Raw genomic sequence first — 25,862 nt, 5'->3', positions numbered from 1 at the left:
AAGTAATAACTTTAGGTATAGGAAAGGTTTTTCAAAAGATATGGTTGTAAACTCCATTTTAAATGTATGACACGTTTCAATAAGCATTTAGATTTTGGTTGACACATCAAACATTAACCATTAAACATTAACCCCAATAATATCATCTCACAGGTAAGGAATAAACAGGTAATCTCGGCACAGATTATGGAAAGGGATAAATAATTAGTTATAGTTCACCGGTACGGGATAAACCATCGGACGGAACTTACAGAAAACGTAAGTCGGTTTAATCCTGAAAACACTGTCATATGCGTGAAAAAAGTAGCGGTTCATTTCTTAATGTTTTTGTTGTTAAATAATTTTTTCAGTAGATATAAGCAAATAGGATTCTCACGGATATGATTAAACTGTATCGATTTGTTTGCGCAACGGCCCTTATTTTAATGTGCAATAGTCATTTTAAAATAAACGGGCGGGATGTCATATCTTTTTTATTCTCCAGTTTCACTTAACCCGGCCCGTTTATTATACACCACCATGTTTCTCGTACATTCACAGGTGAGGGGAATAGCCCTCTCTTACTCGCGTTTGATTAGCTCAAGCTTCACTTCGTCTTACGCTGTTGGCGTTTTTTTCTCTCGTAAACAGTTGTAGGTTCAACGGTTCATAGGATAGGGACTGTTTCACTGTTTTCCATTCAGATTTATGCATATAATAATCTTTATCGTGTTGCCAGTTCCTGCGTCCAGATCGTACCATAGCGGCCGATGCCGGTTTCGGTAACGCTGGCGTTCATCAGCGCTCTGCAGTGGGTGGGGCTCTTCAGCCATCCGTCTACTGTTTCTTTTTCGCTTAGATAGCCAAGGGCAATGTTTTCGCAGTAAGTTTTCCAGTTATAGCCCATCCTTTTGATGCGGTCCCCTGCCGTGCTGCCGTTTTTGCCGGTATGACTCAGATAGTTGCTGTCGCTCATCTCTTTACTGTGCAACCAGGCTGCTTTTTCGAGCCGTTGGCTCCACTTCACCGGCGCTACGGCGGGCATTACGTTGTCACCGCAGTTACAGCCTTTGTTTCTTGCATCGTTGACCAGCGCCAGGAGCACGTCCTTGTTAATTGTGTTGGTATAAGAAAAAATAGAATCGGGCCCCAGTGCGGAAGTGGTGTTCGGCTTGCTAACTGTTGTCAGTGGCTCCTTTGTGCAGGCTGCCAGCAGGCAAAACACCGGGATTATTATACTAAGGCTCGCTTTCATAAGGTTTTTACTGGTTAAGCTATTTTGATTTTTTGGGAAGATGAAGGGCGGGCACCGTATCAGTTATCTCGTTTTTCTTATCACCCCGCTGCATCATCAATCTGAAACAAAGGTACATTGCCACAGTACCGTGAATAATGATGGCTATCACCGAAAATGATGAGTGTCATCCTCCCACAAAAGATGTATGTTTTTGAAAATCGGCCATGGTAAAGGGTTTGGATGGCTGACCGCCGTCAGTCATTGACGTATGTTAGTCAGTATTCCGAATGGCCGTTTGAAAAATGGTGTTGGCAGAGGCAGTTTTATTACTTAACTTGACAACAGTAAAGACGGCAACCGTTGATTTTGCAGCTTGTTTCCCGAAGAAGAACGTTCTGACCGACCCCGTTGTGTGAGGCTTCCCAAATCCGCCAAAGGCACACGGCCGGAAATAAGCGGTTGCCACAGGCGCTTTCGCGACAAGGGAGTGAGTATCGGCTCCCGTACCTGACGGCCCTGATTAAACCTGTAAAGACCTTACCCACGAAGCTGGTATGTATTATTTGAACACTGCGCCCGATAATGATTTTTTACTGTCTGTTTTTAGAACCGCCATGCAGAAACTGCCGGCCCTTGGGGCTATCCGGGAAGTACCGGGCGGAAAACTGATTTATCTCAATGATAAAGGCGCTGCTATGTTAGGGGTGGATACAATTGAAGATGCCGAGGCATTGCTCAATAAGAATGGCTTCAGGGGAGATGTGAGCATGGCCCTGCCTACCGGTCTTCGTAAATGGGAAAGTGCTTCCGGGGAAAGTTTTTACAGTCATTACGAATGCGCCAGCATGCAGTATGAAGGTAAGGACTACGAACTCATCCGCTTGTCTACTCCCATCGCAGATGCCGGTAATAAGGATGTTGAGCAGATGGTCATACAACGCACGCAGAAGCTCCAGGCCGCCCTGGAAGCCATGGAAACTACCCGCGATGCCCTCACCCTGGCACTGGACAAGGAAAAGGACCTGGGCGAACTGAAGTCGCGTTTCGTATCCATGGCCTCCCATGAGTTCCGGACGCCGCTCAGCACCATCCTGTCGTCAGCCTTCCTGGCCAAGCAATACGACGCCGAACATCAGCAGGAAAAGCGGCATAAGCACCTGGACCGGATAGTAGCCTCGGTTAGTTTTCTGACAGATATTTTAAATGACTTCCTTTCTCTTGGGAAGATAGAAGAAGGAAAGATCGTAGTGCGGCCAGTGCTGTTCGATGTGCGCGAGCACGTGAAAACCATGATCCAGGAAGCGCAGGGCATTGTAAAGCCACACCAGGAGCTGGTGTACAAGCACGAAGGCTGGCCCGATGTAATGCTCGACCCCACACTGCTCCGGCACATCGTATTAAACCTGATCGGTAACGCCATTAAGTTCAGCACCAAAGAGCACTCCGTCATAGAGGTAATTACCCACACAGACTCCTACGGGCTTACGCTGAAGGTGCGGGACAACGGTATCGGGATGTCGGCGGAAGACCAGGCACACCTGTTCGAACGCTTTTTCCGCGGGGCCAACGTAAGTAATATACAGGGCACCGGGCTGGGACTGCACATCGTGGCCAAGTACACGGAGCTCATGAAAGGCGTTATCAGCTGCGATAGCACCCTCGACGTGGGCACCACCTTTACCATCATATTTCCACCTATAAGCGAGTTTTAAAATATAAACTGAACCATAAGATGAAAACGATCCTGTTGATTGAAGACAATGCGGAAATCAGAGAGAATACGGAAGAAATACTGGAACTAGCCGGTTATAAGGTATTAACCGCGCCCGACGGTAAAAAGGGCATGGAACTGGCCATGAAAAACCACCCGGACCTGGTGGTATGTGATATAATGATGCCCGTGCTCGATGGTTACGGCGTATTACACATGATGCAGCGCAATGAAGAGCTGAAAGGCACGCCCTTCATTTTCCTCAGCGCAAAGTCCGAAAGGGGGATTTTCGTAAGGGTATGGACCTCGGTGCAGACGATTACATCACCAAACCGTTCACCGGCACCGACCTCCTTAATGCCGTAGAAAGCAGGCTGCGGAAGTCAGACTTGAAAAAGGAGCAGTTTAGCCCGGATTTACAGGGGCTCAACAAGCTGATTGATGTAGTGAGTGGCAAAAATGCCCTGGAAAGCCTGCGTGAAGGGCGTAATACAGAAAAGTATAAGAAGAAACAGGTGATCTATAGCGAGGGAAATCGCCCGCAACGCCTGTACTATGTACAAAAAGGAAAAGTAAAGACCTATAAACGGAATGACGACGGCAAAGAGCTGGTCGTAGAGTTGTATAATACGGGCGATTTCCTCGGGCACATCGCCCTCCTGGAAGGCGGCCTGTATAAGGATACCGCCGAAGCCATCGAGGAAACCGAACTGGCGGTTATTCCCCTCGAAGACTTTGAAAACCTCCTGAACAGTAATAATGAAGTGGCGGTGCAGTTCCTGCGCATGCTGGCCGGCAATGTAACCACTAAAGAGCAACAGTTGCTGGGATTAGCCTATAATTCACTAAGAAAGAAGGTAGCGGAAGCGCTGATGAACCTCTCACGCAAATACGGCGCAGGGCGGGAAGGCGCCTTTTCCATCGATATCAGCCGCGATAACCTGGCGACCATCGCCGGTACGGCTACCGAATCCCTGATCCGCACACTGGGCGACTTCCGGGAAGAGAAGCTGATCGATATACAGGAAGGTGCAATTGTGATTTTGAATCAGAAGAAGCTGGAGGGGTTGTTGTACTAAAGCTCGGGGAAATGCGTATCAATATAGGAACTGAAATCGTGCAGCAGCAGCTCGAACTGCTGCTCCAGCAGATCGATGCGCTTGCCCAGCTGTGATTGCAGCAGGAGCGAGAGGTCTTCGACATTATCCTGGACGTTGGCTGTAAGCTGTAATTGTTCCAGTTGCTGGCGTACTTCGTGTTTGAGCAGCGTAATCTGTCCGTCCATTTTCAGGAAACGGTTCTGGAAGTGCTCGAACTGCTCCAGCGGCAAATCGTGCCTTCCTACGCTAAGTACCGATGCAAGGCGCGTTTTAAAGTAAATATTGTCGTTCTCGAATTGCTGGATCATCTGCTTCCAGGCAGTCGTTTCCACGATCAGGTCTAGTATGTTCCGTTCTTTTATCACCAGCTTATTTTTTATCCAATGCAAAATACCCGGATTCATGAGCCCGGATACTGACCGTCGTCAGTCTTTTTGATGAATGTGGTTAGTAGAAGGTGTATTTTAGCAGTTGAAACGCCCGATTATGCAGGATTATACGATCATTGTCAATAAGATAGAAGAATTACAGACCATTAAGGATGTACAGGAGCTGGAAATGATCCTGGACAGGGCACGCCGTACCATTATTGGCGGCGATAACGTATTGCTCGTGCGGCAGGACAGGCAGGGCAACGAAAGTTTATTCGAAACGATCACCAACGAGCGGGATTTTGAACGCTACCGCGAGCAGGTCATGAAATATTTATGATTTATGTAGCGGGTTTCCTATTTTGGTAAGACAGTGAACCAAATCCGCTAAGTCATGCTGAAAATCATCGGCGCTGCCAGCCTGTTGCTCCTGGCCGCCTGCGGCGCTTTCGCCCAAACGCAATATGAACTGAATACCGGCTGGCAATGCGCCGCCAGCAAAGACGTGAACGTGCCCGGCGAAACCTTGTCGCGTACAGACTACCCTTTACAACAATGGATGCCGGCCACCGTGCCCGGAACGGTACTAACCTCGCTGCTGAATAACGGCCGCGTACCCGACCCGTTTTATGGGATGAACAACGAGCGTATCCCGGACATCTACCACACCGGCAATGCCCATTACACATATTGGTTCGCACACGACTTTACGGAAGCGCGCCCCGGGGGCGACGGACAGGTATGGCTGCACTTCCGTGGCGTAAACGATGGCTGCGACGTTTTCCTGAACGGGCATAAGCTGACCAGCTCCGGGCACTACGGCGCTTACCTGCGGCATTCCTATAATATTACGCCCTGGCTTTCTGCTACCGGTAAAAACCGGCTGGCCGTGATCGTATATCCGCCGGCTGTTCCGGGTAATCCTAACGGCGGTCAGGGCGGAGACGGTACCATCGCCAAAAATGTAGGCCCGCAGTATACCGCTGGCTGGGATTGGATTCAGCCGATGCGCGACCGTAACACCGGCATCTGGGACAAGGTATTCATTGAACGGACGGGGGCGGTGCGCATCCGGCACCCGCACATCATTACCCGCGTGCCGGGCAAACGATTCCCCGGTGTGCAAACGCAACCGGCGCAGGTGCAGGTAAGTGCGGAGCTGGAAAATGCCGGTAATAAAGCCATTGCCGGGCAGCTGCGGTATACTTTAGGTGGAAAGCAGGTAGTAAAGCAGGTGACCCTGTCGCCCCAATCGGTTACTACCGTGCAATTGCCGGACCTGCAACTGGCAAACCCAAAGTTATGGTGGCCTGCCGGTTATGGCACACAGCATTTGTACCCGCTGCAACTGCAATTTGTTGCCGGCGGTAAGGTATTGGACACTGACGACAGTCAGGTTGGCGTCCGCGAAATACAAACGTACTGGAATGCACATACCAATAGCCGGGAAACCAGCGTAAACGGGCAGCGCATCTTCATCAAAGGAGGGAACTGGATCGCTTCTGATGCCATGTTCCGTTTCAGCGCTGCGCGTTATGATGCGGAAGTTCGTTTTCACCGCGACATGCACCTGAACCTGATACGCATCTGGGGCGGCAGTCTGACGGAGCGGCCGGAGTTTTACGCCGCCTGTGACAAATACGGCCTGCTCGTATTCCAGGACTTCTGGATGTCCGGCGACTGTAACGGCCGCTGGCTCGATCCTGCTAAAAAAGAAGACCAGTGGACACGCCGCGCCTACCCGGACGACCACAACCTGTTCCCGGCCTCGGTGGCCGACCCAGGTAAAGATGCTGCGCAACCACGCATCGCTGGCCTACTGGTGTGGTGGTAATGAAATAACCCCGCCGGACGATATCATGGCGGCGATGAAAGACAGTTTGCTCCCCGCGCTCGACGGTACCCGCTACTTCTTCGACTATTCCAACTCGGACAGCATGTCGTACAACACCATTGGTGGTAATGGCGATGGCCCATATGGTATACAACGTCCCGAAATCTTCTGGGAGCACCGTACCTTTCCTTTTAATTCTGAAGTGGGGTCTGTTGGTGTGGGGGATTATAGCTCCCTGGAACGCTTCCTGCCCGCCGCAAGCCTGGTGCCGCCGGGTAAACCGCTGGATTCGGTGTGGCAATATCATAAGTACATCGGTTACGACGAGCACCTTCAGCCTTATGGAAAAGTAAAAGACCTGGAAGACTGGGCCACCAAAGCGCAGCTGGTAAACTACGATCAGTATCGCGCGCTCATGGAGGGCTTCAGTGCCCATATGTGGGATTGGTACACCGGCGTGATCATATGGAAAACACAAAATCCGTGGACGGCCATGCGCGGCCAGATGTATGACTACTACCGGATCCCAACGCCTGCCTGTACGGCCTGCGTAAAGGCGGTCAACCGCTGCACATCATGTACAACCCGGTAGATGGTATGATCATGTCCGTCAACAACGGCTTTACCTACGCCCGCAACCTGATGCTCGAAGTGAAAACCTATACCATGAGCGGCCGGGATAGCCTGCTCACGCAGGTGTTCGTAGAAGCCCCGCCAACAACGGTACAAAAGTATCTGTCTGAAAAAAGAAGGCTGGATAAACTCCGGGAGAAAGAGGGTGTGTTCCTCTCGCTAAAACTCATCAACACCAACAAAGAAGTGGTGGACGAAAACCTATATTGGCTGCCTGCAGCGGACGGCTCACACAGTGGGTTGCAGCAAATACCCGCCGCCACTCCAGCTGTTACGGCGGTTAAAGTGGGCAGTGATATTGCCGTTACGATCAGTGCGCCTGCAAATGGGCCCGTCGCATTCTTCAATCGCCTGTCTATCGTCGATGCACAAACGAAGAAACGGGTGTTGCCGGTATTTTACAGTGATAACTATGTGTCCGTACTGCCGGGTGAACGCCGTACGGTGTTAATCAGCGGGGCTTTGAAGGATGGAGCGCTGGTGGAAGTGGAGGGATGGAATGTGGGGCAGAAGTTTGTGGAGGTGCGGTAGTGGTTAAGACGGACGGGTACGGCCCGTCCGTCTTAATATATTATTTCACCCTCCGAAACTTTTGTACCTGGTCTGCCCGCAGCACAAAGCCCGCCTTCGTAAACTCCACATCCATCGGCACTTTCTCGTCCCAATAGAACAAAGTATTCGACGCCGGTTTCAGTTGAACATTATGACCGGGCGCTTTGATGATCAGGTTGGCGCCCTCTGCCACTACCTGTACGGTGTCTTTTTATCGTTGGTGTAGCGGCCATTGTAACCGGATAATGTTTTAGCGTCCACGGATACGGTCTGATAGCGATGTTTACGTTGGGCCAGCAGCCAGAATAGAACTCCGGGTTGTCGTACGTTACGGTCCAGCTGTCGTGTTTAGCTTCGGGATAAACGGTGAATTTTACGGCGCTGTTGTAGCGTTTGAGCGCGTTTACCATTTTTTCGCTGTTACCGATGGCGACCACATCATCTTTTGCCCCGTGAAAACACCAGGTGGGGTGTAGCGCAACTTCCAGATATCCGTCGTGTCTCCGCCGCCGCAGATAGGAGCGATGGCGGCAAATTCTTCGGGGTGTTTGATGGCAAGCGCCCAGGTGCCAAAACCGCCCATGCTAAGGCCGGTAAGGTAAATGCGGTCGTTGTCTACCCTGTATTGCTTCTTGAGGTTCAGTAACAGCTGGTACACCTGGTCGGGCTGCCAGCCATAGGTACTTGTTTGCGGCGATACCACGATAAACGGGTATTTTTTACCGGCTTCTATCAGTTTGGCGGGACCGTGTGCTTTTACTTTATTGATATCGGTGCCCGTTTCGCCTGCGCCATGCAGGAAAATTAGCAGGGGCCAGCGTTGTGCGGTGTCGGCACTATAGCCTTCCGGCAGGGCCAATAAATATTTGGTTTCAATAACGAATTTCTCGGCTGTCTGTTGTGCCTTTACGGCGAGTTGCAGCAGTAGCAGCGGGGCAATAGAAAGGAATAGCTTTTTCATGTTGAAGGGTTCTGTATCGAATATACAAAACTATTTTTCTATCTTGAAATGATGCTTTTCAAATCCATCCTGCTCAGTTGTTGCCTGTTCGCGGTAAAACCTGGACCGCGCTTTCGTGTGCTTGCCCTGGCCGAAAGCAGCGGCCATCACATTGCTTACTCAGGCGCGGCAAAGATGTGGCTCGATCAGCTGGCGGCCGACAGTAACTTCGTGATCGACTACATCCACAACACAGCCAACATCGACAGTGCTTACCTCTCTAAGTATCGCCTCTTCATTCAACTGGATTATCCGCCTTACGGCTGGAAGGATAAGGCGGCGCGGGCGTTTGAACAGTATATCAATGAAGGGCGTGGCGGCTGGATTGGATTTCATCACGCTACTTTGCTGGGCGAGTTTGACGGCTATGGGCTGTGGGACTGGTTTTACCGGTTCATGGGGAGATCCGGTTCAGGGATTACATTGCTACGTTTGCATCGGGCACGGTGCGGGTGGAAGTGCCGGAGCATCCATTATTCAAAGACATCAGTAAAGCCTTCAACATAAAAACAGAGGAGTGGTATACCTATGATAAAAGCCCAAGGCCGCAGGTTACCGTGTTGGCCAACGTAGAGGAAGACAGCTACCGGCCGGCATCAGACAAGAAGATGGGGGATCATCCCGTGATCTGGACCAACCCGAAATACAAGGCCCGCAACGTGTATATCTTCATGGGGCATTCGCCCGATCTTTTCGATAATGCTGCCTACAAGACCCTTTTTCGCAATGCTATCTTCTGGGCGGCACAATAAAAAGCGCGCACCCATAAGGATGCGCGCAGACCAAAAACAAAACATATCAGATATACTTCAACACTTCTTCTCCGATGGCGTCCGTGCCCGGGATATTGGCGGCGGGCGTTGTCGCGTCCGCGATGTCGCGGGTGCGGAAGCCGGCTTTCAGTACCTTGTCCACGGCATTGATCACTGCTGCTGATTCGGGCTTCATGCCGAAGCTGATATCGAGCAGGAGGGCGGCGCTCAGGATAGAAGCCAGCGGATTGGCCACACCCTTGCCGGTAATGTCATGTGCGGAACCGTGAATAGGTTCGTACACGCCCGTTCCGTCACCGATGGAAGCGGAGGCCAGCATGCCCATAGAGCCTGCGATCTGCGATGCTTCGTCGGTGAGGATGTCGCCGAACAGGTTCGCGGTTACCACCACGTCGAAACGGCGCGGATCTTTAATCAGCAACATAGCGGTGGCGTCTACGAACTGGTGTTCCACTTCCACGTCCGGGTATTCCAGCGCCACTTTCTGCACAACTTCGCGCCAGAGGCGGGAGGTTTCAATCACATTGGCCTTATCTACCGAACACAGTTTTTTACGGCGGGTACGGGCGGCTTCAAAGGCTTTGCGTGCAATACGTTCTACCTCGTAGCGGCTATACTCCGCAATGTCGTAAGCGGTGTCGCCGTCATTCCTGCGGCCTTTCTCCCCAAAATAAATATCACCCGTCAGCTCGCGGAAAAACAGGATGTCCGCGCCTTTCAGGATCTCTGGCTTAATGCTGGAGGCGCCGAGCAGTTCATCGAACAGCTTGATGGGGCGCAGGTTGGCGTACAAGCCGAGTTCCTTGCGCATTTTCAGCAGTCCTTGTTCAGGGCGTACTTTGGCAGAAGGATCATTGTCATATTTGGGATGGCCTACAGCGCCGAACAGTACGGCGTCTGATTTGCGCATCTTTTCCAACGACTCATCCGGCAGGGGAGTACCGGTTGCTTCTATGGCTACGTGCCCGATCAGGGCTTCGTCGTCGTAAAAGTGTGGCCGAATTTAGCGGCTATTTTATCGAGTACTTTTTTACCGACTGCGGTTACTTCTTGTCCAATGCCATCGCCTGGAACAATTAAAATGTGTTTGCTTGCCATGCTTATGTTTAAATCAGGTTGAGCATTTTTTGTGTTGCCTTAATCGCGGATACCGTTTGGTCGCTATCCAGGCCGCGGGTCTTAAACTCACGCTCCTTATGGTTCCAGGTAATCACCGTTTCGCAAAGCGCATCAGTTTTACCACCGGGGGAATCCGTACGGAGTAGTCGCTGAGTCCGGGTAATTCCTGCTTCTTCTTTTTGTAGATGCGTTTTAATGCATTCATGAACGCATCGTACTGACCATCGCCCTGCGCATGCTCTTCAAACACTTCGCCATCTACCACGATACGCACGGTGGCAGAAGGTTTCAGGTTCTTGGAATGCGATAACACATAGTCCTCGATCTTCACCTTTTCCACGATGGTATTGGAATCCGGATATCGGAAATCACGTAGGGCAGATCGGCCTGCGTTACTACTTCTTTTTGTCGCCCAGTTCTATGATTTTCTGTGTTACCTTTTTCAGGTCGGCTTCGGAAAGCTGTATGCCCGGGGCGTGCAGGTTATTCTCGATGTTGGCCTTGCCACTGGTTTTGCCCAGTGCATATTTGCGCTGGCGACCGAAGCGTTCGGGCATCAGGTCGGAGAAATAGAGCTTGTTCTTTTTATCACCGTCGGCATGGATGCCGGCCGTTTGCGTAAACACATTTTCGCCCACTACTGGTTTATTCGCGGGGATGCGGAAGCCGGAGAAGGTTTCCACGAGTTTACTTACGCTGTACAATGATTTTTCTGCCACCGCTGTTTTTACATCGGGCATAAAATCGTTCAGTACGGCGATAGCGCTGGCCAGTGGTGCGTTACCGGCCCTTTCGCCCATCCCGTTAATGGTGAGGTGCAGGCCGTGTGCGCCGGCTTTTACACCCTCCAGTACATTAGCGGTACCCAGGTCGTAGTCGTTGTGTGCGTGAAAGTCGAAGTGCAGTTTGGGATAGCGGGCCACTATGTCCGAAATGAATTCCTGTACTTCGGAAGGGATCAGCACACCGAGGGTATCGGGCAGCATAATGCGCTTTACGGGCTGGTCCCGCAGGAAGTCGAGAAATTCGTATACATATTCCCGTGAGTGCCGCATGCCATTGCTCCAGTCTTCGAGGTATACATTACACTCCAGGCCTTTTTACGGGCCAGTGCAATGACCGCGGCTACTTCTGCAAAGTGCTGCTCCGGTTTCTTTTTAAGTTGATGCGTAAGATGATTAAGTGAGCCTTTGGTGAGCAGGTTCATCACTTTGGCGCCGGCTTTCTGCATCCATTGTACCGATACATCGCCGTCTACAAAGGTGAGCACCTCTACCCGGTCCAGGTAGCCATTGGCTTTGGCCCATTTGGTAATGGCCTTTACGGCAGCAAACTCACCGTCGGACACGCGCGCCGAAGCAATCTCGATGCGGTCTACCTTTACTTCGGTGAGCAGTAATTGAGCAATGGTGAGCTTTTCGGAAGGGGAGAAGCTCACACCACTCGTCTGCTCGCCGTCGCGCAGGGTAGTGTCCATTATTTCTATATAACGTGGCGCCGTTGGCATAATCTCTCTGGTTGTTAGTACATGCTTTTCGCAGCAAATGTTTGTATCTCGTCTTTCATCGCCTGCAGGTAATCGATATCGTCGAAACCATTGGTCAGGTTATGTTTTTTATAACTGTTGATGTCGAAGCTTTCGCTTTCGCCGGTTGCCAGGATAGTGATTTTCTGCCCGGGCAGGTTCACCTCCAGTTGTGCATTAGGATCAGCTTCAATCGCCGTAAAAATGCGGTCGAGGAAAGCGGGAGATACCGTTACCGGCAGGATGCCGATGTTCAACGAGTTATTCTTAAAGATGTCTGCGAAAAAGCTCGACACCACACAGCGGAAGCCATAGTCGTAAATGGCCCACGCGGCGTGTTCGCGGCTGGAGCCGCTGCCGAAATTTTTGCCGGCAACAAGGATTTTGCCGGTATATATCGGGTTGTTTAAAACGAAGTCCTGTTTCGGCGTATCGTCGCCGTTATAGCGCCAGTCGCGGAACAGGTTGTCGCCGAAGCCCTTACGCTCTGTTGCTTTCAGGAAGCGGGCGGGAATGATCTGGTCGGTGTCCACGTTTTCGATGGGCATCGGCACTGCCGAGCTGGTAAGTACGGTAAATTTATCGTAAGCCATTATCTGTAATCTCGTTAGTCGTTTTAGGTAGATGGAATTAGTCGGCCAGGAGTTCGCGCGGATCGGTTACAACGCCGGTTACCGCTGCTGCTGCTGCTACAAGGGGACTTGCCAGCAGGGTGCGGGCGCCGGGGCCCTGCCTGCCTTCGAAGTTGCGGTTGCTCGTGCTCACCGCGTACTTACCGGCAGGAATCTTATCGTCGTTCATAGCCAGGCACGCGGAGCAACCGGGCTGGCGTAACTGGAAGCCAGCGTTGGTCAGTATGTCCAGGATGCCTTCGTCCTTGATCTGCTGTTCCACGATGTGCGAACCGGGAACGATCCATGCCGTGATATGATCTGCTTTCTTCCTTCCTTTTACAATAGAGGCGAATGCGCGGAAATCCTCGATGCGGCCGTTCGTACAACTGCCGATGAAAACATAATCCACCTTTTTGCCCAGCATCGCTTCTTCTTCATGGAAGCCCATGTACTCGAGCGATTTATCGTAGCTGGCTTTGCTGCCGCCGGCTGCTGCCGCCATGGGAATGTGTTGGGTAATACCCATGCCCATGCCCGGGTTGGTACCGTAAGTAATCATCGGTTCAATGTCGGCTGCATTATAAGTATGCTCCTGGTCAAACACAGCCCCCTCGTCGGTTTGCAGTGTTTTCCAGTAGGCCAGCGCTTTGTCCCATGCTTCACCCTGCGGTGCTTTTTCGCGGCCTTTTATATACGCAAAGGTAGTTTCGTCCGGGGCGATGATACCACCGCGGGCGCCCATCTCAATGCTCATGTTGCACACGGTCATGCGACCTTCCATGCTCATGTTGCGGAACACGTCGCCGGCAAATTCCGTGAAGTAGCCGGTGGCGCCTGCTGCGGTGAGTTGGGAAATAATATAGAGTACAACGTCTTTCGGTGTTACGCCCTTGCCCAGTTTGCCGTTTACATTCAGGCGCATCTTTTTAGGCTTGGGTTGCATGATGCACTGCGACGACAGTACCATCTCTACTTCGGAGGTGCCGATGCCAAAAGCGATCGCGCCAAACGCGCCATGGGTAGAGGTGTGGGAGTCGCCGCACACGATCGTCATACCGGGGAGGGTAATGCCGTTTTCGGGTCCTACCACGTGCACAATACCGTTCTTAGGATTACCGAGCCCCCAATGGGAGATACCGTATTTCGCGGAGTTGGTTTCGAGTGCTTTCAATTGGTTGGCAGAAAGCGGGTCCTGCACCGGCAGGTGCTGGTTGATCGTTGGTGTGTTGTGGTCCGCCGTGGCAAAGGTTTTTTCCGGGAACATCACTTTAAGCCCGCGGTTTTCCAGTCCGAGGAACGCCACCGGGCTGGTCACTTCGTGAATAAAATGCCGGTCAATAAAAACACATCCGGCCCATCTTCAATCTTTCTCACCACGTGTGAATCCCATACTTTGTCAAATAACGTACTGGGTGCGTTGCTGCTCATTTTTGATAAATTTATAATATTGCCCTTAAATCCTTAGATATTGTCCACAAGATCACACATTTTTCAAAAATTTTCTAATGCGAAGTAGCGTTCGTTCAGGCGAAAACCAAGTCTTTCGGCATGGTTTTAAGCCTGGTGTTGCCTTAGCAAAAACTTTATAATCAACGCATTAGATTAGGTTGATGGTGTGTTTCACGAGGCGGGCTAAACTTGCAAGGGTTAGATTTTAATTGTGACATTATAATGACAAATAGCCTCCTTTTATGTAGGGGAATGTCATCCGTGGAAAACACTTCTTATATTAGTATGGTATGAAACGGCATCCGTTAGTTGTGGTTTTCCTGGTGTTGATCTCGCCGGCCTGCTTTCGGGGCAGCAGCATGCTGGACCGCGGCTATGCTCAATTATACATCGGCTACCGCCAGGCTGCCTTCGAGGGTAAGGATAGTTCGCATACCTATTACTTCCAGATAGATACCCTTGAGGAAAATATCCATTACAAAGGACGGCTCATCATAGACAATACCGACACGCTGCGGGTGTTCGGTTCCTATAAACGCGTGTATTACCCCTCGGGGATCTATAAACGAAAGGATTGGCGGTATATGGACATCCATACCTGGGCCAGCCGTTACCATGCACCGGAGCGGATACAGTTGCGGTTGGTGGATGCGCATAAAGTGATGCATGAGGCGGTGTTGTACCGTCGCGGCCGGAAGCTATAACCTGCCTTTCGCCGTGCACTGGGAATGCCTTAGGGATGGACTTGCATAGCACTGATGGTAGCATTATAGTAGAATTACAGTAGAATTAGCGTGCAATTTCACCGCCTTGTAAACCCATTTTAGGACGTGTCACCAGTGCGGAACCGTCACCGAACCATCACCCAACCACCACTGAACCATCGGCGCTGGCCTTCACCTCCTGTACAGCCCCCTTCGGCTTCTTCTTTTTCCTGTTCCACCAAACCAGGAACCCCGTTACCGGCAGCGACACCGCGAACAGGCAGCCGGCGAATGCCACGATTTTGGTAGGCCAGCCGTAGATGCTGCCGGAGTGGACAGGCAGTACCAGCCTGCGCACCTTCATGCCGGTTGTTTCGTGCTTATACAAACGTTTTTCCAGCAACCTGCCGGTGCCCTTCTCGTAAAGAGGAAGTCGACAACGTTGTCGACCGATGCCTCGTCGTTGCGTTTGGAGACCGTGATGGAAAGGCTGTCGGCCAGTGGGATATTGAGGCGTACCTCACCGCGGTAGGGGAGTTCGCGGTTGACGTCGTTATACAGGTTTTCGTAAAAATGGGCGCCGGGGAGTTGTATTACGCCATTGTCCGGGGTATTCTTACGCTGCTGCGGCTTGCCATCAAACACTAAAAAGATACCATTGTTAAACCAGCGGTAACTCCAGGTCAGGCCGGTGAAGGCCATCGCAAATACGAGCAGGTGTACATAGAAGCCGCCTACGGCATGCAGGTCCCAGATCATTCGTTTGGTGCTGCCGCCGGTTTTAACCTGCAGGCGCTGTTTTAATCCTTTCCACTTTTTGGGCCACCAAAGCACAATGCCTGAGAGCACTAAAAGAGAAAGATCAGGCAGCTTACACCGGTAATGGCTTTGCCTACATCGCCGGCTAACAGCCTGCGGTGCAGGTCTTCCGTCACATCAAAGAAGCGGCCTTTCTCTTTCATTTGTCCGGCGATCCTGCCAGTGTAAGGATCTACGGCCACCAGGGTGAATACTTTGTTTTCCAGGCAGGAGAACACCACATTGCGGTCAGGCGCATCGGTTTCCATGGTGATATTTACCACCGGGGCCACGGTTTCGGCCTGTTGTTTCAGGCGGTCGAGCGGCAATCGTGCGGCCTGTACCTGTTCCGCATGATAAAACTTGTAGTAAAGCAATGGCTCCAGTTCGTCTTCAAATACCATGATGGCGCCGGTTACCGTCACTACTAAAACTACAAGGCCGGAGCAAAGCCCCAGCCATAAATGTAGTTGTCCAAATATCTTCTTCAGCATTAAAAAACGTATGATACAGTGGTCATCCAGTTGCGCGGTGCGCCCGGGAACAGGCGGAGGTAGTCATACCCGCCGATCCAGTAGGTTTTGTTGAGCAGGTTGTTCATGTTCAGCTGCAACTGGAATTTGTCGATTTTATAGTACAGCGCGCCGTTTACCACTTCATAGCCAGGTAACGTTTGTACTTTGTTGCCATCCACATTTCTTTCGGTCACGAAGTTAGCGCCTGCGCCAATACCCAGTCCTTTTAATACGCCGGCCGGAATCGTGTATTTGCTCCAAAGGCTGCCCTGGTGTTTGGGAGCGCCCGGGCTCTGGCGGCCCAGGTCTGTTTTGTCGCTGCTCTCTTTGATCTGCGCGTCGTTGTAGGCGTAAGCCGCCGTCAGGTACCAGTTAGGAGACAGCTGGCCTTTCACGTCCAGTTCAATACCTTTTGATTCCACTTTGCCGATAGGGCGCAGCAGTTCAGGGTTGGTAGCGTCGCCAGCGTTATACAGTACATTCTTCAGCTCAATGCGGTAAGCGGCCAGGGTTACAGACAGGCGTTCGTTGAACCAGTCGCTTTTGGCGCCCGCTTCTACCAGGTTGCTCAGCAACGGATCAAAGGGACCGCCTGCATTCGGGTTATTCATCGAAGCGGTGGTCTGCGGGTTGTATCCTTCGGTATAGGTAGCGTACACGTTAACATGTTTGTCAACGGTATATACTAAGCCCACTCTTGGAATGATCGCATCCTGCACGATCTTTTTCTCTGTCTTTTTGAATAGTTCACACGCTCATCGAACCGGTCGTAACGCAGCCCGAACAAGGCCTGCAGTTTGCCGAAGGTAAGCTGGTCCTGCACGTAATACCCCTGTGCGTTATAGTAAGTAGGATCGTAGCTGCTCTTTACATAGGTATACTTGCTCATGTCGAAAAGCTGGTACGGGCTTACAGATGTTAAGTCGAAGTGCGGTACGTTGGGTACTGGCATTTTGATGCCATTTACAGTCGTGTACTGGTAGTTGCCGGGACGGGCAGCATTATAAGCCGAAGCGCCGGTGCCAGCCGCGTTCTTGTAGCCAGTGGCCTGTGACTGCGCAGCGCCCCAGGGCATTTTGTTCTGCGCATAATCATATCCCACTAATATTTTATGGGCAATGGGGCCGGTATTCGCATCATAGGTAAAGTAAGCCGATACGTTGTCTGCAAACACTTTACGCTTGCGGATCAATACCTGCATTTCTACGAGGGTAGGAATTTCGCCACCGGCACTGTCTTTAGCATAGCCGTTCGCCGTGCGGTGCTCTAATAAATCTTCTTCCCAGATGGTTTTAAGATAGGCTACGTTGAACTGCAGCTTCTTTGAAAACTGGTGGTTAAATGAAGTGGTAATCATCAGGTTGTCTTCATTCAGGTAGTCGTTCGCCGCATTCAGGCTTTTGGAAATGGGTACGGAGTAGATGTCATTGTTGCCGTATACCGCCTGCCCGCGGTCCAGTCGGCTATTACTGCGGTTGTATACCACGTCCAGGTTTATCTTCGTCTTTTCTGTCGGAAGAAAAGAGATAGAAGGGGCTACCACGAAGTTCTTATCAAACTGCAGGTCGCGGAAGCTCTGGGTATTTTCATAACCCAGGTTCAGGCGGTAGAGCAGTGTTTTGGATTCGTTCATCGGGCCGGTGAAGTCTGCCAAGCCTCGGAAAGCGTTAAAGCTGCCGGTGCTGAAGCTCAGGCTCTGCCTTCTTTCGGCAAGAGGTTTTTTGGTTACCCTGTTAATCACGCCACCGGGCGAGGTGTTGCCGAACAGGGCAGAGGCCGGACCTTTAATGACTTCCAGTCGCTCGAGGTAGTTGGTAAGCGGTTGTTTCCAGAAGCCGGTGATGGTGCGCAGGCCGTTTACCATCTGTACCGGCTGTTGTTTTGTGTACGGAAGCCGCGAATGTCAAGGTCATCGTAAGTGGTATGCTGGTTTATCCCGCTCATGTTTTTAACCAGGTCGCCGATACGCATAGCCTGCTGGTCCTGGATCATCTCTTTTGTTACGTAGCTCACCGACTGCGGTACATCCTTCAGCGGTGTCGCGGTTTTGGTGCCGATAAAGGAGTTGGTGTTTTTATAACCGGATTCCTTTCTGCCCGTAATTTCTACATGCTGCAGGGTTTCGGCAGACGATACCAGTGCTACGTTTACCACGCGTGTTTCACCATCCTTCAGGCTGATGGTGCGGGTGCTGGTTTCAAATCCCATGAAGGAGATGGTAATTACCTGCTTACCGGCTGCGAGGCCGGTAAATATGAATTCGCCTTTTTCATTGGTGACGGTGACTTTTGTTTTGCTGATCATCACGCTGGCGCCGGGCACCAGGTTGTTATCCGGGTCTTTCACTGTTCCTTTAAGGGTGGTTTGTGCCTGTAAGGCATGCGCGCAGAAGGCAAATATGGCCAGCAGGAGCATTCTCATAATGATGGTGATGTTTATAGATTGATTGAGGATGCAAAGGAACAGCAGCCTGCCCGCTTATGGTATTCGAACCCGGAATTATATTTACGCAATACGGAAAAACATGGGAGCGCTTCACCGGACAAAACACTATGTTTACCGAATAAATTTCAAGAGGCCTGCTGCTACGGGTAGTTTTGAGGCATAAACATTTACCATGAAAAGAACGCTCATTCTAACCTGTTTCGCAATGTTGATCATGACGATCAGCAGCTGCCTCACCACGTTACACCCGCTTTTAAGCCGGGCGATGTATGCTTTGACGAAAACCTGCTCGGCAGCTGGCGGGTAGACAAAGAAAACGATACGCTCACCTTTAGCCGCGCTACGGCAGCTAATTTTGAAGGGCTGCCGGAGGAGCTGAAAAAGCTGTCTTCCAAAGCCTATGAATTGCAGATGGGGGATGGGAAGAGGAACAGTTGTTCCTGGCATTCCTGTTCAAAATCGGGAAAAATACTTACCTGGACCTCTACCCGATGGTCCATCCGAAGCAGAAACCCCTCAATTCGCTGTTTATGGCCCACTACCTGCGCACGCATACCGTGTATAAAGTAAAGCTGGACCGCCGCGGGCTCGATATGCGCGCGCTCAATGGTGAATTCGTGGAGGAACTGATCACTAAGAACAAGCTGCGCATCCGCCATGAGCAACAAGAAACCGGTGGCTCCCTCTTGCTAACCGCTTCCACCGACGAGCTGCAGCAGTATGTGCTGAAATATGGCGATACGGATGCTGCTTTCGAAGCGGTCTCTCATTATAAACGTTTAAACTGATCCTGCGATGAAAATTTTACTGGGAATCGCTTTTATCATATTGTCCGCCGCTTCCTGCAATACCACAAGCCTGCAACCCATCGCCACGCTCGATAAAATGGTGACGGATGACCGGGTGGCCGGCGAGTGGAATGGCCCAAAGGGCAATTTTCTGGTAGAGCCGCTTAAAAAAGTGCGCTGTACGCCGAATTGTCGCAATCCATTTTTCGCCGGGAACTGACTGGCCTGCCTGATAAATCGCACAGCAGCGAAGAAAAGTATGACTCCCTGATGGAGGCGAAATCTTACTTGCTTTCTTTCTGGCAAAACGGCGTCCGCCATCTGATGATGTTCCGTCTGGTTCGCCTCGGCGGCGATTTGTATGGCGACCTGTTCCCCATCGGGGTGAAGAATGCGAAAGGGGATGACAACTACGGCTTTACCCTGAACCACCTTAGTACCCATACCCTGGCAAAGGTGGCGATAAATGACGATGCGACCATTAGCCTGCGCCCGGTGGCTGGCGACTATGTGAAGTCGCAGTTACTGGCGGGTAACATGAACCTGCGATATGAATACGATGAACTGTTTGGCAGCTTTGTTATTACCGCTTCGTCAGAAGAAATGCAGCAGTTCATCGTTAAATATGGGAAAAGCGACCGCCTGTTCGCGGCAGATCCCGTCATCTTACAAAAGAAAACTAACAGATGCACAAAGTCTTTGCTCATCCTGTATTCAGATGGTTGCAACACTGGTATTCTGGACCTGTACGTACTTCGCGTTCGTACAGGTCTTTAAAACCGGGAGCCATGCCGTGAAGGTAGACTATGTTTATGCCGCCCTTTTCCATTTAACGCTGGCGCCCGCGGTATATATACACCTTCGCTGGCTGCTGCCCGTTTTTGCCGAAAAACGCCGCTGGTTGTTGTATGTACTGCTGCTGGCCATGTTGATCGCGCTCTCGGTATGGATAAACGACCGCTTCTTCCAGGACTGGTCGGCCCGGTTGTTTCCGGATTACTTCTTTATCTCTTATTTTTCGATGTGGGAGATCAGTCTTTTCTTCGTGGTATATACCGGGCTGAGTACATTGCTGAAATTGTCGAAGTCCTGGTCGAAGGCCAATGAGCTGCAACACCAGCTGGTACAGGTGGAGCTGAAGGCCTTAAAATCGCAGTTGAACCCGCATTTCCTGTTTAATACCCTGAACGGGATTTACGCCATGTCGTTAAACAGCGATACCCGTTTGCCCGATACTGTATTGCGCCTCTCCAACCTGATGCGGTACTTCTTGTACGATACCCGTGAAGAACTGGTGCCGCTGGCGAAGGAGTGGGAAATGATCCGCGGTTATGTGGCGTTGCAGCAGCTCCGTTCCGGCGAGGAACTCGATGTTAAGATGATGGTGGAGGGCGACCTGGACGAGCAGTTGGTGCCGCCGATGCTGCTTATCACGTTCCTTGAAAATGCTTTCAAACACGGGGCCAAAGGCAACACGGGGCAGGTAAAGATCAAAGGCGTGCTTACCCTGAAGCCCGGCCGCCTGCACTTTGAGCTGTCTAACACGCAAGGCAGCGTGGATGATATAGAGCCCGAAGACTATCGCGGCCTGGGGCTGCAAAATGTGCGCCGCCGCCTGGAATTGCTGTATCCGCAACGGCACCTGTTGACGGTGGCATCCAAAGAAGATAATTTTGTAATCATCCTTGAGATTGAACTATGAGCCTGGTATACAAATGTATGATCGTAGAAGACGAGCCCCTGGCGCGGCAGGTGCTGGAGCAATATATTAAAGAGCATCCAAGTCTTGAACTGGCGGCTGTTTGCAACGATGCCCTGGAGGCGCAGCGGCAGCTGACGCTGGACCCGGTGACGCTCGTGTTCCTGGATATCAACCTGCCGCGGTTATCCGGCATCAGTTTCCTGAAGGGGCTGGTGCAGCCGCCCTGTATCATCTTTACCACGGCTTACCCCGAATATGCGGTAGAGGGCTTTGAGCTGAATGCCGCAGACTATCTCCTCAAGCCATTCTCTTTCGAACGATTCCTGAAGGCCGAACAAAGCCATTGACCGGCTGGACGCGCGGGTAGCCCGTCCGCCCGGGGCGTTGCCGGCGATATTTATTAAGGCGGATAAAAAGGTGTACCGCGTAAACCTGGAAGATGTGCTGTACATCGAGGCGCTGGACGATTATGCCAGGGTGGTGTGCAGGCAGGCGTCTTACCTCGTGAACGATACCTTAAAGAGTTTGCAGGAACAGTTGCCGGCTTCCCACTTTTTGCGGGTGCATAAGAGTTACATGATTGCGAAGCAGCAGATCGTTTTTATTGAAGGAAATTACATCCGCATCGGGGAGAAAGATATCCCGGTCGGCGCATCTTACCGGGAATCGGTGCAGGATTTGATCGCGCCTAAACGTAAACCATAATTAATGCCTACTTTTAGTGCATGTCGAGAATCTATTCATTGTTGTTAATAATGGCCTGCTGTTCCAAGGTGGCCGCCCAGGACACACACTATTGGAACAGCCAATACGGTCCCGGCGGGTTCTTCGTTCCGGGCGCAACGCTGGCCGCCACCGGCGATAGCGGCGTATTTTACTACAATCCGGCACTACTGGCGGGCGAACGCATTAGCAGCATCTCTGTGAACGCCGTGTTATACCAGTCTCAGTTAATTAATCTGAAAGATGGCGCAGGTAGCGGGTACGATCTCAAATCGCGGAGTAATGCCTCTGTTCCGAACATGCTGGCCGGCGGCCGCTATATTAAGCCGCTGAAACTATCCGTGGCCTGGGCATTGGTGCACACGCCCGGTATCCGGTACGAAGTGTCGCAGCGCCGGGACGATAAGTTCCGGTACTGGATGATAGCTATAGTCCGGGTACGGAGTTTTTGTTGGTCAGTGGGTGGAAGAAAACCGCGCCAGTGAAACGCGTATACAACTGGCGTCCGCACGCAAACTATCCCCGCATTTGTCGGCCGGTTTGTTAGTAGAGACGAATATTTACGCACAGCGGTATAACCAGGACTACGTGGCCCGGGCATTCGTCAATCCCGGGACAACGGCGTTTAACCTGGCGAGTACCGATGCCAGTTACCTGGTCAATTACCGCCACTTTGGCCTGCACCTGCGGCCTGGACTGGCGTACGACCGGGACAGGCATCACCTGGGACTGGCTGTCACGCTGCCGCTGATTCACCTTGGTGGTACCGGTACGCTGGTAAGCGATAACCTTGTCGGTAATTTGGTGTTAAGTACCGTACAGGATCGTTTAAGTTTCCTCGCCAATACCCGCCAGGAGAAGCTGCCGGTAAAATGGAAAGCGCCGCTCAGTATCGGCCTTGGATACCTGTACCAGATGCCCCGCGCACAGTTATATGTAGCCGTGGAGCATTTTGCGAAGGTCAAAGAATATAACATCATTACGCCCCGGAACGATTATTTTATTCGGCCCGATACAGGCAGCAATAATGAATATACCAGCAGTTTATTGTTTTTAAAAGATGCCCGTAAAAGCGTGACCAACGTGGCGGTCGGGGCATCTTTTACGGTCGTGAAGGGTTATACGGGATACCTGAGCGGCCGCACCGATTTTTCTTATTTCGACAAATCCCTTTTTAAAGATGAAACCGGCGGCACACCTTACACGGCTACCTGGAACAACTTCCACTTCCAGGTAGGCGCCAACCGTGGTGGTAAGAAGTCGAGCATACGCGCCGGGCTGGTGTTTACCTATGGTATGCAGAACAACTACCTGCAGTCGGTGAACTTCCTGAACCCCAAAGAGTCCAATATCCTGCAGGGCGACCGGGAAGAAATTGTGCGGGCACGGCATATCACAACGGGGCTGATGATGTGTTATACCTATCATTTGTAAACTGATTTTAGTCAGTGGCGGATTGACAATTGTCATGGCGGTTGAAACAACGCGGATGTAACTTTGTCGTACTATTTAAACGATTTAAGCATGAACAGGATCAAAGCAACGGGATTAGCGGATAAAGTAATGGATGCAGCACAGGCGGCGGGGTTATTTAAAGATGGGATGGTAGTTGGAGCAAGCGGCTTCACCAAATCCGGCGACAGCAAGGCGGTATTGGCGGCATTGGCGGAACGCGCAGCTTCGGAAGATATTAAGATCACGCTTATTACCGGCGCTTCCCTGGGACAGGATACCGATGCGAAACTGGCATCTGCCCATGCTTTACAAAAACGTATGCCGTTCCAGGCAGATCCTGTGCTACGGCGCCACATCAACAGCGGCGACGTATTGTTTATCGATCAGCACCTCAGCGAATCCGTGGAACTGCTGCATAACCACTATATTCCGCGGCTGGACATTGCCGTAATTGAAGCGGCGCTGATTACAGAAGACGGCAGTATTGTCCCGACCACTTCGGTCGGCAATACCGTATCGTTTGCGGCGATGGCGAAACAGCTTATTATTGAAATAAACACCGTGGTGTCGGAAGATGTGCAGGGTATTCACGATATATTTTTACCGGAAGATTATCCACGCCGGACGAGCATCCCGGTAAACGTGCCGGAAGCCCGCATCGGCCGCACCACGATCCCTATTGACCCAGCCAGGGTGGCGGCGATCGTATACACGAACGTGCAGGATAGTCCTGCTGACATTGTGCCCCCGATGAGAAAACCATTGCTATTGCCGGTCACCTCCTTAAGTTTTTTGAAGAAGAAGTGGCGGCCGGCCGTTTAAGCGCCTCTTTACTGCCCTTGCAGGCCGGTATCGGCAAGGTGGCCAACGCTGTACTAAACGGCTTCCAACACGGCCCGTTCCACGACCTGACCATGTACTCCGAAGTGTTGCAGGACAGCACCTTTGACCTCATCGACGCGGGTAAACTGCGCTTTGCGTCCGGCTCGTCGATTACGGTGTCCGCCGAATGTTACGACCGCGTATTCAAGCACCTCGACCGCTACCGCGACAAGATCGTACTACGCCCGCAGAACATCAGTAACGCCCCCGGCGTTATCCGTCGTTTAGGCGTAATTTCGATCAATACCGCGATAGAGTTTGACATATATGGAAATGTGAATTCCACCCACATCGGCGGTACGCACTTAATGAACGGTATTGGCGGCTCCGGCGACTTTGCCCGTAACGCTTACCTGAGCATCTTTGTGTCGCAGGCCGCGTCTAAAAACGATGCTATTTCCCATGTATTGCCCATGGTATCGCACGTAGACCACAACGAACACGATGTAGACATCCTGTGACCGACTATGGCCTTGCCGACCTGCGCGGCCTGGCGCCCCGCGAGCGTGCCCGCACCGTAATTGCGAACTGCGCCCACCCCGACTACCGCGAAGCGCTGCAGGATTACTACGACCGTGCCTGTGCGGAACGTGGCGGGCAAACACCCCATCTGCTGGAGGAGGCATTTAGCTGGCATATCAGGCTAAGGAAGTCGGGAACGATGAAGGGATAGCGATTGGAGATGGCGGGTACATCCTCTATAGATCCTATATGCTTCCTATATGCTTGTCCGCTGAAACCCGCGCCAGGCGTAGAGGGGCATATAGGAAGCATATAGGATCCATATAGGATCGGCATAGAAAGTAGGGAAATATGGCTATATTTACCCAACTATTGTCAACTGTATTCGCAACCTCAAAAACACGTATTTGATCCATGGAAGCTAATTACGTAGCCCGTGTCGCCATCCCGCGAAAAGCCGTGATAAAGCAGCTCAAAGCCGACCTTATCGGGAAGGATTCGTATCGTGGCGTAACGCTCACTTATTCCTGGCTGGCTAACCAACTGGGGCATCTTTCGCTCGGTTTTATACCCACGATCCTGTTGTTCATCTTTCTGTCCAAAAAAATGGAGAAGGAAGAAGCTGCCTTATGGTCAGCGGCCATCATTTCCTGCGTATGGATTATTTTCGAAGCCTATAACTTTCTCGGCCCTTTACTGCTGAAAAAGCCCTCCAGCAGCAAACGTATGTTCATGCCGCAGGGCAGCCGTTACACCTTTGCGCCGCAATGGGGCAACATCGCCTTCGATACCGCGACCGACATCATTTTTTTCTTTTGGGGCCTTTATGGCCAGCCTTTGCTGCGCTTACACCACCAGTGCGCTGGTTATTATGCTGGTATTGCTGGTTTTGCTCATTTATCCCTGCGCATATTGGTATATGACCAAGATGTACCTGCAGGCGCCGCAGTATCCTTTCCAGTTCCGCCTCAGTCAGTGGCAGCAGGGAATTTCCGATCCGAACCGCACCGCGGTACAGCAGTTCATGGCGAATGACGGGGAAGGCAAACACCTGCTGGTATTCGGCGATAAGGGCTCCGGCAAAACCACGCTCAGCGTGGGCATTGCCACCGAAATGTCGATCCGCCGGCATGCGGCGACCTACCTGACTGCCATGAAATTATACTGTATGTTTTTCGATAAAGGCAGTACCGGCGGCGAAGCGCTCTGGAACTGGCGCAATGCCTCTGTACTGGTAATCGACGATATCAATCCCGGCAGCCCCATAGAACCCGACCTCATTAGTCCGAAAGTGTTCCTGAACATGCTGGACACCTTTGCCCACAATCCGGATAACCGGCTGGCCCTGAAATCTAAAAACGTGATATGGGTGCTGGGTAATAATGTGCCGAAGGAAAAGGATGAAGAACGCTGGGAGCAGATGCTGGAGAAGATCGGGGTAGGGAAGGATAACATTCTTTCTGTAAACTTATCGGCATAAAAATGGCGGTG

Annotated in this window: 38 protein-coding genes and 2 pseudogenes; 22 read left to right on the top strand and 18 right to left on the bottom strand. The window is 51.5% G+C overall.

Annotation, left to right across the window (positions count from 1 at the left end; translation table 11 throughout):
* Window positions 1–703 precede the first annotated feature (703 nt).
* Window positions 704–1,234, bottom strand: coding sequence for a CAP domain-containing protein (locus MKQ70_RS10765; RefSeq protein ID WP_248070616.1), 531 nt, complete (start codon window positions 1,232–1,234; stop codon window positions 704–706).
* Between the two features lie 596 nt (window positions 1,235–1,830).
* Here MKQ70_RS10765 and MKQ70_RS10760 point away from each other — a divergent pair.
* From MKQ70_RS10760 to MKQ70_RS10750, 3 genes are read left to right on the top strand one after another with little or no spacing between them, the layout of a single operon-like run.
* Window positions 1,831–2,928, top strand: a complete 1,098-nt coding sequence (locus MKQ70_RS10760; RefSeq protein ID WP_248070614.1) for a sensor histidine kinase — start codon at window positions 1,831–1,833, stop codon at window positions 2,926–2,928.
* Window positions 2,929–2,948: 20 nt separating this feature from the next.
* Window positions 2,949–3,293 carry a response regulator gene (locus MKQ70_RS10755; RefSeq protein ID WP_248070613.1) on the top strand — a complete coding sequence of 115 codons (345 nt, stop codon included), beginning with the start codon at window positions 2,949–2,951 and terminating at the stop codon, window positions 3,291–3,293.
* A complete protein-coding gene (locus MKQ70_RS10750) occupies window positions 3,227–4,006 on the top strand; it encodes a Crp/Fnr family transcriptional regulator (protein ID WP_248070611.1) in 780 nt (259 codons plus the stop codon). The genes MKQ70_RS10755 and MKQ70_RS10750 overlap by 67 nt, the downstream gene beginning before the upstream one ends.
* Here the strand turns inward: MKQ70_RS10750 and MKQ70_RS10745 are convergent.
* On the bottom strand, window positions 4,003–4,392 hold the full coding sequence (locus MKQ70_RS10745; RefSeq protein WP_248070609.1) for a hypothetical protein: 390 nt from the start codon (window positions 4,390–4,392) through the stop codon (window positions 4,003–4,005). The genes MKQ70_RS10750 and MKQ70_RS10745 overlap by 4 nt on opposite strands.
* Before the next feature lie 121 nt (window positions 4,393–4,513).
* On the opposite strand from MKQ70_RS10745, the gene MKQ70_RS10740 reads away from it, so the two are divergent.
* The 4 genes from MKQ70_RS10740 to MKQ70_RS10725 are packed head-to-tail and all read left to right on the top strand — an operon-like array spanning window position 4,514 to window position 7,396.
* Entirely contained in the window at window positions 4,514–4,738 is a 225-nt protein-coding gene (locus tag MKQ70_RS10740) for a hypothetical protein (protein ID WP_248070607.1), read from the top strand.
* A gap of 54 nt (window positions 4,739–4,792) precedes the next feature.
* Window positions 4,793–6,232: a glycoside hydrolase family 2 protein gene (locus MKQ70_RS10735; protein ID WP_248070606.1), complete on the top strand. Its 1,440-nt coding sequence runs from the start codon at window positions 4,793–4,795 to the stop codon at window positions 6,230–6,232.
* On the top strand, window positions 6,189–6,824 hold the full coding sequence (locus MKQ70_RS10730) for a hypothetical protein (protein WP_248070604.1): 636 nt from the start codon (window positions 6,189–6,191) through the stop codon (window positions 6,822–6,824). Before MKQ70_RS10735 ends, MKQ70_RS10730 begins: the two co-directional genes overlap by 44 nt.
* On the top strand, window positions 6,809–7,396 hold the full coding sequence (locus tag MKQ70_RS10725) for a hypothetical protein (RefSeq protein ID WP_248070603.1): 588 nt from the start codon (window positions 6,809–6,811) through the stop codon (window positions 7,394–7,396). Before MKQ70_RS10730 ends, MKQ70_RS10725 begins: the two co-directional genes overlap by 16 nt.
* Before the next feature lie 40 nt (window positions 7,397–7,436).
* Here MKQ70_RS10725 and MKQ70_RS10720 read toward each other — a convergent pair whose 3' ends face one another.
* The 3 genes from MKQ70_RS10720 to MKQ70_RS10715 are packed head-to-tail and all read right to left on the bottom strand — an operon-like array spanning window position 7,437 to window position 8,378.
* Window positions 7,437–7,610 carry a hypothetical protein gene (locus MKQ70_RS10720; RefSeq protein WP_248070601.1) on the bottom strand — a complete coding sequence of 58 codons (174 nt, stop codon included), beginning with the start codon at window positions 7,608–7,610 and terminating at the stop codon, window positions 7,437–7,439.
* Entirely contained in the window at window positions 7,567–7,854 is a 288-nt protein-coding gene (locus tag MKQ70_RS42130) for a hypothetical protein (protein ID WP_372489954.1), read from the bottom strand. The genes MKQ70_RS10720 and MKQ70_RS42130 overlap by 44 nt, the downstream gene beginning before the upstream one ends.
* The gene (locus MKQ70_RS10715; protein WP_248070599.1) at window positions 7,821–8,378 is read right to left on the bottom strand and encodes a carboxylesterase family protein; all 558 of its coding nucleotides are present in this window, start codon (window positions 8,376–8,378) and stop codon (window positions 7,821–7,823) included. The genes MKQ70_RS42130 and MKQ70_RS10715 overlap by 34 nt, the downstream gene beginning before the upstream one ends.
* Window positions 8,379–8,426: 48 nt before the next feature.
* On the opposite strand from MKQ70_RS10715, the gene MKQ70_RS41145 reads away from it, so the two are divergent.
* Window positions 8,427–8,924: a ThuA domain-containing protein gene (locus MKQ70_RS41145; RefSeq protein WP_308198992.1), complete on the top strand. Its 498-nt coding sequence runs from the start codon at window positions 8,427–8,429 to the stop codon at window positions 8,922–8,924.
* The gene (locus tag MKQ70_RS38200) at window positions 8,864–9,169 is read left to right on the top strand and encodes a ThuA domain-containing protein (RefSeq protein ID WP_308198991.1); all 306 of its coding nucleotides are present in this window, start codon (window positions 8,864–8,866) and stop codon (window positions 9,167–9,169) included. Before MKQ70_RS41145 ends, MKQ70_RS38200 begins: the two co-directional genes overlap by 61 nt.
* A gap of 46 nt (window positions 9,170–9,215) precedes the next feature.
* Here the strand turns inward: MKQ70_RS38200 and leuB are convergent, their stop codons facing one another.
* From leuB to leuC, 8 genes are read right to left on the bottom strand one after another with little or no spacing between them, the layout of a single operon-like run.
* Window positions 9,216–10,124: a 3-isopropylmalate dehydrogenase gene (leuB, locus tag MKQ70_RS10705; protein ID WP_248081250.1), complete on the bottom strand. Its 909-nt coding sequence runs from the start codon at window positions 10,122–10,124 to the stop codon at window positions 9,216–9,218.
* 35 nt (window positions 10,125–10,159) lie between these two features.
* Window positions 10,160–10,288, bottom strand: a complete 129-nt coding sequence (locus MKQ70_RS43245; protein WP_248070597.1) for an isocitrate/isopropylmalate family dehydrogenase — start codon at window positions 10,286–10,288, stop codon at window positions 10,160–10,162.
* Window positions 10,289–10,296: 8 nt separating this feature from the next.
* Window positions 10,297–10,404 carry a hypothetical protein gene (locus MKQ70_RS38195; protein WP_308198990.1) on the bottom strand — a complete coding sequence of 36 codons (108 nt, stop codon included), beginning with the start codon at window positions 10,402–10,404 and terminating at the stop codon, window positions 10,297–10,299.
* A complete protein-coding gene (locus MKQ70_RS10695) occupies window positions 10,401–10,649 on the bottom strand; it encodes an alpha-isopropylmalate synthase regulatory domain-containing protein (protein WP_248070595.1) in 249 nt (82 codons plus the stop codon). The genes MKQ70_RS38195 and MKQ70_RS10695 overlap by 4 nt, the downstream gene beginning before the upstream one ends.
* A gap of 55 nt (window positions 10,650–10,704) precedes the next feature.
* Entirely contained in the window at window positions 10,705–11,364 is a 660-nt protein-coding gene (locus tag MKQ70_RS38190) for a LeuA family protein (protein WP_282456362.1), read from the bottom strand.
* Window positions 11,304–11,816, bottom strand: coding sequence for a hydroxymethylglutaryl-CoA lyase-like TIM-barrel protein (locus MKQ70_RS38185; protein WP_282456361.1), 513 nt, complete (start codon window positions 11,814–11,816; stop codon window positions 11,304–11,306). The genes MKQ70_RS38190 and MKQ70_RS38185 overlap by 61 nt, the downstream gene beginning before the upstream one ends.
* 14 nt (window positions 11,817–11,830) lie before the next feature.
* Entirely contained in the window at window positions 11,831–12,427 is a 597-nt protein-coding gene (leuD, locus tag MKQ70_RS10685; RefSeq protein ID WP_248070593.1) for a 3-isopropylmalate dehydratase small subunit, read from the bottom strand.
* A 37-nt stretch (window positions 12,428–12,464) separates the two neighbouring features.
* Window positions 12,465–13,763: a 3-isopropylmalate dehydratase large subunit gene (leuC, locus tag MKQ70_RS10680; RefSeq protein ID WP_248070591.1), complete on the bottom strand. Its 1,299-nt coding sequence runs from the start codon at window positions 13,761–13,763 to the stop codon at window positions 12,465–12,467.
* 424 nt (window positions 13,764–14,187) lie between these two features.
* On the opposite strand from leuC, the gene MKQ70_RS10675 reads away from it, so the two are divergent.
* On the top strand, window positions 14,188–14,601 hold the full coding sequence (locus MKQ70_RS10675) for a hypothetical protein (protein WP_248070590.1): 414 nt from the start codon (window positions 14,188–14,190) through the stop codon (window positions 14,599–14,601).
* Window positions 14,602–14,758: 157 nt separating this feature from the next.
* Here the strand turns inward: MKQ70_RS10675 and MKQ70_RS10670 are convergent, their stop codons facing one another.
* From MKQ70_RS10670 to MKQ70_RS10650, 5 genes and pseudogenes are all read right to left on the bottom strand, one after another.
* Window positions 14,759–15,004: a PepSY domain-containing protein gene (locus tag MKQ70_RS10670; RefSeq protein WP_308198989.1), complete on the bottom strand. Its 246-nt coding sequence runs from the start codon at window positions 15,002–15,004 to the stop codon at window positions 14,759–14,761.
* A pseudogene (locus MKQ70_RS10665) lies at window positions 14,962–15,893 on the bottom strand (PepSY-associated TM helix domain-containing protein). Before MKQ70_RS10665 ends, MKQ70_RS10670 begins: the two are co-directional and overlap by 43 nt.
* Window positions 15,893–16,633, bottom strand: coding sequence for a TonB-dependent siderophore receptor (locus MKQ70_RS10660; protein ID WP_248070588.1), 741 nt, complete (start codon window positions 16,631–16,633; stop codon window positions 15,893–15,895). The pseudogene MKQ70_RS10665 and the gene MKQ70_RS10660 overlap by 1 nt, the downstream one beginning before the upstream one ends.
* Window positions 16,600–17,778 (bottom strand): TonB-dependent siderophore receptor, encoded by a 1,179-nt coding sequence (locus MKQ70_RS10655; protein WP_248070587.1) that lies wholly within the window; start codon window positions 17,776–17,778, stop codon window positions 16,600–16,602. The genes MKQ70_RS10660 and MKQ70_RS10655 overlap by 34 nt, the downstream gene beginning before the upstream one ends.
* Window positions 17,772–18,335 (bottom strand): carboxypeptidase-like regulatory domain-containing protein, encoded by a 564-nt coding sequence (locus tag MKQ70_RS10650; RefSeq protein WP_248070586.1) that lies wholly within the window; start codon window positions 18,333–18,335, stop codon window positions 17,772–17,774. Before MKQ70_RS10650 ends, MKQ70_RS10655 begins: the two co-directional genes overlap by 7 nt.
* Before the next feature lie 458 nt (window positions 18,336–18,793).
* Between MKQ70_RS10650 and MKQ70_RS10645 the strand changes: the two genes are divergently transcribed.
* From MKQ70_RS10645 to MKQ70_RS10585, 12 genes and pseudogenes are all read left to right on the top strand, one after another.
* Entirely contained in the window at window positions 18,794–19,147 is a 354-nt protein-coding gene (locus tag MKQ70_RS10645) for a hypothetical protein (RefSeq protein WP_248070585.1), read from the top strand.
* 7 nt (window positions 19,148–19,154) lie between these two features.
* A complete protein-coding gene (locus MKQ70_RS10640; protein WP_248070584.1) occupies window positions 19,155–19,367 on the top strand; it encodes a hypothetical protein in 213 nt (70 codons plus the stop codon).
* Window positions 19,368–19,471: 104 nt separating this feature from the next.
* On the top strand, window positions 19,472–19,924 hold the full coding sequence (locus MKQ70_RS10635; protein ID WP_248070583.1) for a hypothetical protein: 453 nt from the start codon (window positions 19,472–19,474) through the stop codon (window positions 19,922–19,924).
* Window positions 19,866–20,849, top strand: coding sequence for a sensor histidine kinase (locus MKQ70_RS10630; protein WP_248070582.1), 984 nt, complete (start codon window positions 19,866–19,868; stop codon window positions 20,847–20,849). The genes MKQ70_RS10635 and MKQ70_RS10630 overlap by 59 nt, the downstream gene beginning before the upstream one ends.
* The gene (locus tag MKQ70_RS10625) at window positions 20,846–21,196 is read left to right on the top strand and encodes a LytR/AlgR family response regulator transcription factor (RefSeq protein WP_248070581.1); all 351 of its coding nucleotides are present in this window, start codon (window positions 20,846–20,848) and stop codon (window positions 21,194–21,196) included. The genes MKQ70_RS10630 and MKQ70_RS10625 overlap by 4 nt, the downstream gene beginning before the upstream one ends.
* A gap of 70 nt (window positions 21,197–21,266) precedes the next feature.
* Entirely contained in the window at window positions 21,267–21,554 is a 288-nt protein-coding gene (locus MKQ70_RS10620; protein WP_248070580.1) for a LytR/AlgR family response regulator transcription factor, read from the top strand.
* A gap of 20 nt (window positions 21,555–21,574) precedes the next feature.
* Window positions 21,575–22,057 (top strand): hypothetical protein, encoded by a 483-nt coding sequence (locus tag MKQ70_RS10615; RefSeq protein ID WP_248070579.1) that lies wholly within the window; start codon window positions 21,575–21,577, stop codon window positions 22,055–22,057.
* Entirely contained in the window at window positions 22,035–23,006 is a 972-nt protein-coding gene (locus MKQ70_RS10610; protein ID WP_248070578.1) for a hypothetical protein, read from the top strand. The genes MKQ70_RS10615 and MKQ70_RS10610 overlap by 23 nt, the downstream gene beginning before the upstream one ends.
* Before the next feature lie 90 nt (window positions 23,007–23,096).
* The gene (locus tag MKQ70_RS10605) at window positions 23,097–23,849 is read left to right on the top strand and encodes a sugar phosphate isomerase family (protein ID WP_248070577.1); all 753 of its coding nucleotides are present in this window, start codon (window positions 23,097–23,099) and stop codon (window positions 23,847–23,849) included.
* Between the two features lie 92 nt (window positions 23,850–23,941).
* Window positions 23,942–24,582, top strand: a pseudogene (locus tag MKQ70_RS42125) (acetyl-CoA hydrolase/transferase C-terminal domain-containing protein).
* Between the two features lie 395 nt (window positions 24,583–24,977).
* Window positions 24,978–25,406, top strand: a complete 429-nt coding sequence (locus MKQ70_RS10590; protein WP_248070574.1) for a hypothetical protein — start codon at window positions 24,978–24,980, stop codon at window positions 25,404–25,406.
* On the top strand, window positions 25,396–25,851 hold the full coding sequence (locus MKQ70_RS10585; protein WP_248070573.1) for a P-loop NTPase family protein: 456 nt from the start codon (window positions 25,396–25,398) through the stop codon (window positions 25,849–25,851). The genes MKQ70_RS10590 and MKQ70_RS10585 overlap by 11 nt, the downstream gene beginning before the upstream one ends.
* Window positions 25,852–25,862: the final 11 nt, after the last annotated feature.

It is taken from the genome of Chitinophaga sedimenti, assembly GCF_023156195.1.
GTDB lineage: Bacteria > Bacteroidota > Bacteroidia > Chitinophagales > Chitinophagaceae > Chitinophaga > Chitinophaga sedimenti.
This window is presented reverse-complemented; position numbering and strand designations above follow the sequence as displayed.

Excerpts from the sequence above, each read along its gene's own strand:
- MKQ70_RS10765 (WP_248070616.1), bottom strand. The coding sequence starts at position 1,234 with ATGAAAGCGAGCCTTAGTATAATAATCCCGGTGTTTTGCCTGCTGGCA.
- MKQ70_RS10760 (WP_248070614.1), top strand. The coding sequence starts at position 1,831 with ATGCAGAAACTGCCGGCCCTTGGGGCTATCCGGGAAGTACCGGGCGGA.
- MKQ70_RS10755 (WP_248070613.1), top strand. The coding sequence starts at position 2,949 with ATGAAAACGATCCTGTTGATTGAAGACAATGCGGAAATCAGAGAGAAT.
- MKQ70_RS10750 (WP_248070611.1), top strand. The coding sequence starts at position 3,227 with ATGGACCTCGGTGCAGACGATTACATCACCAAACCGTTCACCGGCACC.
- MKQ70_RS10740 (WP_248070607.1), top strand. The coding sequence starts at position 4,514 with ATGCAGGATTATACGATCATTGTCAATAAGATAGAAGAATTACAGACC.
- MKQ70_RS10735 (WP_248070606.1), top strand. The coding sequence starts at position 4,793 with ATGCTGAAAATCATCGGCGCTGCCAGCCTGTTGCTCCTGGCCGCCTGC.
- MKQ70_RS10730 (WP_248070604.1), top strand. The coding sequence starts at position 6,189 with ATGCTGCGCAACCACGCATCGCTGGCCTACTGGTGTGGTGGTAATGAA.
- MKQ70_RS10725 (WP_248070603.1), top strand. The coding sequence starts at position 6,809 with ATGTACAACCCGGTAGATGGTATGATCATGTCCGTCAACAACGGCTTT.
- MKQ70_RS10715 (WP_248070599.1), bottom strand. The coding sequence starts at position 8,378 with ATGAAAAAGCTATTCCTTTCTATTGCCCCGCTGCTACTGCTGCAACTC.
- MKQ70_RS41145 (WP_308198992.1), top strand. The coding sequence starts at position 8,427 with ATGATGCTTTTCAAATCCATCCTGCTCAGTTGTTGCCTGTTCGCGGTA.
- MKQ70_RS43245 (WP_248070597.1), bottom strand. The coding sequence starts at position 10,288 with ATGGCAAGCAAACACATTTTAATTGTTCCAGGCGATGGCATTGGACAA.
- MKQ70_RS38190 (WP_282456362.1), bottom strand. The coding sequence starts at position 11,364 with ATGCGGCACTCACGGGAATATGTATACGAATTTCTCGACTTCCTGCGG.
- MKQ70_RS38185 (WP_282456361.1), bottom strand. The coding sequence starts at position 11,816 with ATGCCAACGGCGCCACGTTATATAGAAATAATGGACACTACCCTGCGC.
- leuD (WP_248070593.1), bottom strand. The coding sequence starts at position 12,427 with ATGGCTTACGATAAATTTACCGTACTTACCAGCTCGGCAGTGCCGATG.
- MKQ70_RS10675 (WP_248070590.1), top strand. The coding sequence starts at position 14,188 with ATGAAACGGCATCCGTTAGTTGTGGTTTTCCTGGTGTTGATCTCGCCG.
- MKQ70_RS10655 (WP_248070587.1), bottom strand. The coding sequence starts at position 17,778 with ATGGTAAACGGCCTGCGCACCATCACCGGCTTCTGGAAACAACCGCTT.
- MKQ70_RS10650 (WP_248070586.1), bottom strand. The coding sequence starts at position 18,335 with ATGAGAATGCTCCTGCTGGCCATATTTGCCTTCTGCGCGCATGCCTTA.
- MKQ70_RS10640 (WP_248070584.1), top strand. The coding sequence starts at position 19,155 with ATGAAAATTTTACTGGGAATCGCTTTTATCATATTGTCCGCCGCTTCC.
- MKQ70_RS10635 (WP_248070583.1), top strand. The coding sequence starts at position 19,472 with ATGATGTTCCGTCTGGTTCGCCTCGGCGGCGATTTGTATGGCGACCTG.
- MKQ70_RS10630 (WP_248070582.1), top strand. The coding sequence starts at position 19,866 with ATGGTTGCAACACTGGTATTCTGGACCTGTACGTACTTCGCGTTCGTA.
- MKQ70_RS10625 (WP_248070581.1), top strand. The coding sequence starts at position 20,846 with ATGAGCCTGGTATACAAATGTATGATCGTAGAAGACGAGCCCCTGGCG.
- MKQ70_RS10615 (WP_248070579.1), top strand. The coding sequence starts at position 21,575 with ATGTCGAGAATCTATTCATTGTTGTTAATAATGGCCTGCTGTTCCAAG.
- MKQ70_RS10605 (WP_248070577.1), top strand. The coding sequence starts at position 23,097 with ATGAACAGGATCAAAGCAACGGGATTAGCGGATAAAGTAATGGATGCA.
- MKQ70_RS10590 (WP_248070574.1), top strand. The coding sequence starts at position 24,978 with ATGGAGAAGGAAGAAGCTGCCTTATGGTCAGCGGCCATCATTTCCTGC.
- MKQ70_RS10585 (WP_248070573.1), top strand. The coding sequence starts at position 25,396 with ATGGCGAATGACGGGGAAGGCAAACACCTGCTGGTATTCGGCGATAAG.